This window comes from Nocardiopsis lucentensis DSM 44048 (assembly GCF_000341125.1).
Taxonomy (GTDB): domain Bacteria; phylum Actinomycetota; class Actinomycetes; order Streptosporangiales; family Streptosporangiaceae; genus Nocardiopsis; species Nocardiopsis lucentensis.
The window spans coordinates 1-6,674 of record NZ_ANBC01000679.1 but is presented as its reverse complement, the minus strand read 5'-3'; the positions used below and the strand labels follow the sequence as shown (position 1 = coordinate 6,674).

4 protein-coding genes and 1 tRNA gene are annotated in these 6,674 nt (G+C 69.7%); 2 read left to right on the top strand and 3 right to left on the bottom strand.

The genetic code is table 11. The features are described 5' to 3' along the window. Together D471_RS0123835 and D471_RS0123830 are read right to left on the bottom strand one after the other, a co-directional pair. A partial coding sequence (locus D471_RS0123835) for a histidine--tRNA ligase (protein WP_026128019.1) occupies positions 1–968 on the bottom strand: 968 nt, incomplete at its 3' end. A 771-nt stretch (positions 969–1,739) separates the two neighbouring features. Further along, positions 1,740–1,815 (bottom strand) — tRNA-Arg (locus D471_RS0123830). Between the two features lie 555 nt (positions 1,816–2,370). Here D471_RS0123830 and D471_RS0123825 point away from each other — a divergent pair. After that, positions 2,371–3,321 (top strand): cobalamin biosynthesis protein, encoded by a 951-nt coding sequence (locus tag D471_RS0123825; RefSeq protein WP_083924310.1) that lies wholly within the window; start codon positions 2,371–2,373, stop codon positions 3,319–3,321. Here the strand turns inward: D471_RS0123825 and D471_RS0123820 are convergent. Beyond that, positions 3,293–3,802 (bottom strand): hypothetical protein, encoded by a 510-nt coding sequence (locus D471_RS0123820; RefSeq protein WP_017600940.1) that lies wholly within the window; start codon positions 3,800–3,802, stop codon positions 3,293–3,295. The two genes, D471_RS0123825 and D471_RS0123820, sit on opposite strands and share 29 nt — an antisense overlap. 310 nt (positions 3,803–4,112) lie before the next feature. Between D471_RS0123820 and D471_RS0123815 the strand changes: the two genes are divergently transcribed. Further along, positions 4,113–6,674: penicillin acylase family protein (locus D471_RS0123815; protein ID WP_017600939.1), on the top strand; the 2,562-nt coding region annotated here is incomplete at its 3' end.

Sequence of the window (6,674 nt, the reverse complement as noted above, 5' to 3'; positions counted from 1 at the left end):
GCCGGCCCGCCGATCCGCCCGATCATCTCGTCGTACCGGCCGCCACCGGCGATCGAGGAACCCAGGCCGGGCGCGGCCACCTCGAAGATCGGCCCGGTGTAGTAGCCCATCCCGCGCACCAGCGACAGATCCATCGCCAGCCGTGCCTTGGGCGCCGCCTCGGGCAGGACCACGGCGGATGCGATCGTGCGCAGCTCCTCCAAGGGTTCCTCGTCCATCCCCGACGGCAACACCTGGGCGAGCTGGTCGGGCTCGGTCGCTGACTCGGCCTTGGCCAGGACCTCCGACAAAGTGGTGATCGCGGAGCGGGGGTGGCCCGCTTCGGCGAGTTCGCGCTCGACGCCCTCTACACCGATCTTGTCGAGCTTGTCGACCACGATCAGCACGTTCGCGTGAGCCTCGTTCGCGAACCCACACACGGACAACAGCCCGGTGAGCAGGCGGCGGTGGTTGAGCCGGACGGTGAACTCCGCCAACCCCACCGCGGCCAGAGCCCGGCTGCCCGCGCTGAGCAGCTCGATCTCCGCCAGCAGGGACGCCTCACCCAGGATGTCGATGTCGCACTGGGTGAACTGCCGATACCGACCCCGCTGGGGGCGCTCGGCGCGCCAGACCGGCCCGATCTGCACCGCGCGGAAGGGCGAGGGCAGGCTGGGGGCGTTGGTGGCGTAGAAACGGGCCAACGGCACCGTCAGGTCGAACCGCAGACCGGAGTCCGCCAACGACGCCACGTCAGCGACCCCGTCCAGCGAGATCCCCCGCCGCAGGGTCTTGAAGATCAGCTTCTCGTTGTCCCCGCCCTGCCCGGACTCCAGGAACCTCAGGTCCTCCAGGGCCGGGGTCTCGATGGGCCGGTATCCGAACCGCGAGAACTCATGATGGATCGTGGACTCCAACCACTGACGCCGCTCCGCGGCATCGGGCAGGACATCGCGCATGCCCCGCACGGGGGACGGACGCTGAGCCACGATCGCTCTCCTCAAGATGGTGTGTTCAATGGCGAGTGCCGAAACCCAACCTAACCGGACTCCCGAACACGCGGGGAAAACTCGCCGATCTGAAGGCGCGGAAACCTCGAGCTGACGGCGTACCGCGAAAATCGACGCGCGATTCGACCGCTTCTGTGCCCGCCCTCCACCCGCAGAGCTCACACGGGCCTGGCGCATCGGCTCTGCGCACGATGACCGAGGCCAACCAGATCCACACGGACAAGCGGTCCAGGATGCGGCTGCTTGAAGTCCTAACGACCGTTACATCGGCGATGGTAGGAGGACACCGGAGGACGGGTCGGTGTGCGTTCCAGCTCTCTGTGCGGGGCGCACGACACGGTGAGGCGGTCTTTGTCTCCTACTCGGGGTGCATGGTGTCGCCTCCCCGCGCCGCCCATCTGATTTGCAGTCCGATGGTGGTTGCCTGACGGGTGCGCGGAGCACAGCCTGTCGGCTTCTACGTCTGCGAGAGTGACGATGTCGTGGTGTCCCGGTTTCCCCTGGGCGATGGCTGGAACGGGTGACACGCCGTGACTCGTCGGGGATGCGGTGCGGGAACCTGTCGAGCGGAGGTATGGCCGTGTGCACCTCTCCGCAAGAGGTGCTTACAGGCATGGCGTTTGGGGGAGGTCCGCCCCCCACCTGTACGGGACCTCGCACTGGGGAGCACACGAGGAGCATTTCAGGCCCGGATCCGGGCCGCGCGCCTCGTCTGTTCGACTCGTGCACCCCGTTTGACCTGGGGTTTTGTGGCGCACCCGGCAGGATTCGAACCTGCGGCCATCGGATTAGAAGTCCGGCGCTCTATCCACTGAGCTACGGGTGCCTGTTTCAATTGTCGCCCTGCGTGTCAGCACGTTGCCGTGCCGTTACCCTTGGTGCGGGCGGAGCGCTGTCTCCGCGTGGGTGGGCGGGGGCCGGGGGCGGCGACCTGCGGCCGGAGGGTCCGTGTCGTGGTGCCGGTGGCTCCCGGGGAGACATTCTAGGGTATTTGTCTGATGTCGCCCACAGGAGGGCAAAGTCTGACCAACTACGGTCATTCGTAGATGCGTCTCGTTACCACTCGTGCTCCACCAAACCGGGTGCTATGGGCCTCGTGCACCACGTTACCGGTGATTAACCCCCGATGCTGTGCTGCGCCGCTGGCGTTTCGCGAAGTCCGGCGGGGCCGCCTCCGTCCGGGGCGGCCCGGCGGGTCAGAACATCCACCACTGACCCGCGAGGAGCATCATGGACGCCAGCGTGACGAGCATGTGGTTTTCCCTTCAGGGTCGACTGTAGGGCGCTCTACGTGTATGGGCGAATACATTGCGTGGCAAACGCTGGTTTGCCGTGGTTTGGGGTTGTCTGGGGCCGCTGTTGACGCGGCTACCGTGGTCGCGTGCGATCTTTAGGACTGTTGGCGGGATTCCTGCTGGACACCGTGGTGCCGGACCCCCGTCAGGGACACCCCGTGGCGCTCTTCGGCACCGCTGCCCGCAGGTGGGAACGGCTCGTCTACCGGGACTCCACGGCGGCTGGGGCGCTCTTCACCGCGGGCGCCGTCCTGCCCGTGGTCGGGGGCGGGCTCCTGGCCGGTCGGGGCGTCGTCCCCACGGCCGTCACCACCTGGGCGACGCTCGGCGGCGCCATGCTGGGGCGTGAGGCCGAGCGTGTCGCCGACGCGCTCGAGGCCGGTGACCTCGAGTCCGCCCGAGCGCTCCTCAGCGGTCTGTGCGGCCGCGACCCCTCGGAGTTGGACGGGGACGCGATCGCGCGGGCGGTCGTGGAGTCCGTCGCCGAGAACACCTCCGACGCCGTCGTCGGGCCGCTCGTCTGGGGTGCGCTCGCCGGGGTTCCCGGACTCGCCGGGTTCCGCGCGGTGAACACCCTCGACGCCATGGTCGGCCACCGCAACGCCCGCTACGCGCGTTTCGGCGCGGCCTCGGCGCGCCTGGACGACCTCGCCGGGTGGGGACCCGCGCGCCTCACCGCCCTCCTGACCGTGCTCGCCGCCCCCGTGGTGGGTGGCGACGTGGAGCACGCCTGGCGGGTGTGGCGTCGTGACGGCGACGCGCATCCGAGCCCCAACGCCGGTCAGTGCGAGGCCGCCTTCGCGGGCGCGCTCGGACGCACCCTGGGCGGTGTCAACGTGTACTCGGGCCACGAGGAGCGCCGTCCCCTCCTGGGGGACGGGCCGTCCGCGGGGGTCGCCGACATCCGTCGCGCCGTGCGCCTGGCCAGGGCGGTCAACGTCCTGGCCCTCCTCGTCTCGGCGGGCGCGGCCGCCCTGCCCGGTTCGCCGGCCAGGGCGGCGGGAGGCGTCACGCGGCGAGGCTGCGCGCGTAGTTGACCTGCTCGTTGATCTGGTGGGCCGTGGCCGGGGACACGGCCGGGATTTGTGTGGCGTGGTAGGTGCCGTGGCCCTGGACGGTCACCTGGACGTGCCCGTGTGTCTTCTGTTCCTTGACGAGGAGGAAGAGCAGGCCGAGGAGGCACGTCCACCAGAAGACCAGGATCGCCGTGATGACGGCCCAGGTCGGCGTGTTCCTCTCGGTGCGGCTCATGTCGGTGACCGTCCACACCGTGCCCCTGATCGGGAAGCGTCCCGCGGGTGTGATCACCGTGCTCTGGGAGACCGCGATGTCTCCGATGGTCATCAGCGGGGTCTCGTTGGGAACCTGCGGCACGGGGGGCTGGTATCCACCGGTTCCCGCCTGGTAGGGCTCGATCGCCCCGCCCATGTGCTGCTCCGGGGGAAGCCCCCAGCCGGGGGTCTCGCCGCCGGGCTGCTGCCACGGGTCGCCCGGATTGGGGTTGGGGTACTGGTTCATGCCGCGATTGTGTCAGAGCCCCCGGGCCCGTCGGGTGGAAACGGGCGCCGGGTGGGATCCGCGTGCAGTTGGGGCGTCGTGGACACGGCGGTGGATGGCCGGATGTGGCCACACGCGACCGGTGATGACGGTGCTTGTACGGGCCGTACTCCCATGATTCGCACTGCTTGTGGCGCAGATCACTTCAAACCCGCGTGATGTGTGGTGCCGCGTTCACCTCGCGACGCAAAACGTGAAAGTCTTTCGCGATTAGGTTACCTGTGCGTAACATTCCGCTGACCCATCGCCAACCCCCAGGTGGTGACAGCACGTGTTCCCCCGACTCAGTAGACGGCTGCGTGCCGGTGCGGCGGGTGCCGCACTCGCGGTCACGGCGGCGACCGCCGGCGCACTCCCCGCGACCTCGGCCTCGGCCGATCCCCAAGCCCTCGTCCCCGAGGACTACTGCGCGCCCGAGGGATGCCACGACATCCTGCCGCCCGGGCAGAACGGCAACGCGACCCTCGCCGAGATCCTCGGCCACCAGCTCTTCGGCACCCGGCCACCGCACTCGTCCAGCCAGCTGGACATGTACGACAACCTCGTCCACCACTACGACGGCCTCACCGAGGACGGACTGGACGACTTCTTCCTCGACTCCACGTTCGGGGTCGCCTCCGGCGACGTGGGGCGCGAGTACCGGCCCCGCGAGGACGTCACCATCGTCAGGGACGCCGGCCACGGCATCCCGCACATCACCGGCACCACCCGTGAGGGCACCATGTTCGGCGCGGGGTACGCCGCCGCCGAGGACCGCCTCTTCCTCATGGACGTCCTGCGCAGGGTCGGCCGCGGCGAACTCACCCCCTTCGCGGGCGGGGCCGCGGGCAACCGGGCCCTCGAACAGGACCTGTGGCGCACCGCGCCCTACACCGAGGAGGACAAACAGGCCCAGATCGACCGTGTCGCGGCCAGCGGTGAGCGAGGACGCCAGGCGCTGGAGGACGTCGACGCCTACCTGGACGGCGTCAACACCTACATCCGCGAGTCCGACCAGGGCCGCTACTTCCCCGGCGAGTACGTCCTGACCGGGCACAAGGACGCCATCACCAACGCCGGTGAGATCGAACCCTTCACCCCCACCGACGTGGTCGGCATCGCCTCCATGGTCGGCGGCATCTTCGGCGGTGGCGGCGGTGGGGAGGTCCGGTCCGCGATCGTCCTGGCCAACTTCCAGGACCGCTACGGCGCCGAGGAGGGCGCCGAGCTCTGGGCGGACTGGCGTATGGAGAACGACCCCGAGGCCGTGGTCAGCGTCGACGGCGAGTTCCCCTACACCGGTACCCCCGACAGCCCGGTCGGCGAGGTCGTGCCCGACCCCGGGTCCGTCGAGCACTACGACATCGTCCACGACGAGTACGGCTCCGCGGCCTCCGGTGAGACCGCCGACCCGCTCGCCGCGGAGGCGGTTCCGTCGGCGGAGGAGGCCGAACCCGAGGACGCCGCCGACCCGCCCACGCTCGACGACCTCTCCGAGTCCCAGCAGGAGCAGGTCGAGGAGATGGCCGAGGACGGTGACGTGGACTCCCTGGAGGGCGTCTTCAACGACGGCGTCCTGCCCGACGGCTTCACGGACCCGCGCGGGATGTCCAACGCCCTGCTCGTCTCCGGCGAGCACACCGAGAGCGGCAACCCCGTCGCCGTCATGGGCCCCCAGACCGGCTACTTCTCCCCGCAGCTGCTCATGCTCCAGGAGCTCCAGGGCCCCGGCATCAGCGCCCGGGGCGCCTCGTTCGCGGGAGTGAGCTTCTACGTCCAGATGGGCCGGGGCGTCGACTACGCCTGGAGCGCCACCTCGGCGGGCCAGGACCTCACCGACACCTTCACCGTCGACCTCTGTGAGACCGACGGGTCCACTCCGACCACCGGCTCCCGCTCCTACGTCGACAGCGCCGGCGACTGCGTCCCCTTCGAGGAACTCAGCGTCTCCAACGACTGGGAGCCCACCGTCGCCGACCAGACTCCGGCGGGCGGGTACACCCTCACCTCCCTGCGCTCCGAGTACGGTCTCGTGCGGTCCTTCGCCACCGTCGACGGAGCCCCGGTCGCCTTCACCTCGCTGCGCTCCACCTACATGCGGGAGGTCGACTCCATCATCGGCTTCCAGCGGTTCAACGACCCGGACGAGATCACCTCGGCGGAGACCTTCACCGAGGCCGCCTACGACGTCGGCTACGCCTTCAACTGGCACTACGTCGACGACGAGGACATCGCCTTCGTCAACTCCGGCGCCAACCCGGTCCGCTCCGAGGGCACCAACCCCAACCTGCCGATCGACGCCTCCTCCGGCGCGGGCTGGTCGGGCTGGGACCCGGTGACCAACGGGGCCGACTACCACCCGCTGTCCGACCACCCCCAGGCGATCAACCCGGACTACATCGTCAACTGGAACAACAAGCCCGCCCAGGGGTACACCTCCGGCTGGTCCACCGGTTCCGTGCACCGCGGCGACCTCCTCGACGTGCGTGTCTCCGGACTCGTCGAGAGCGGTCACCGGTTCACCACCGCCTCCCTCACCCGGGTGATGATGGAGGCCGGGACCGCCGACCTGCGGGCCCAGGAGGTCCTGCCGCTGCTCCTGGAGGTCATCGACTCCGCCGAGGTCGACGACCCCGAACTGGCCGCCACGGTCGAGGAGCTGCGCGCCTGGCACGAGTCCGGCTCCCTGCGGCGCGAGCCCCAGCGGGACGCCGGGTACTACGCGCACGCCGACGCCATCCGTGTGCTCGACGCCTGGTGGCCCCGCCTGGTCCGGGGGCAGTTCGAGCCGGGGCTCGGCGCTGACCTCTACACCGAGCTGACCCGCGCGGCCCGTGTGGACGAGTCTCCCTCC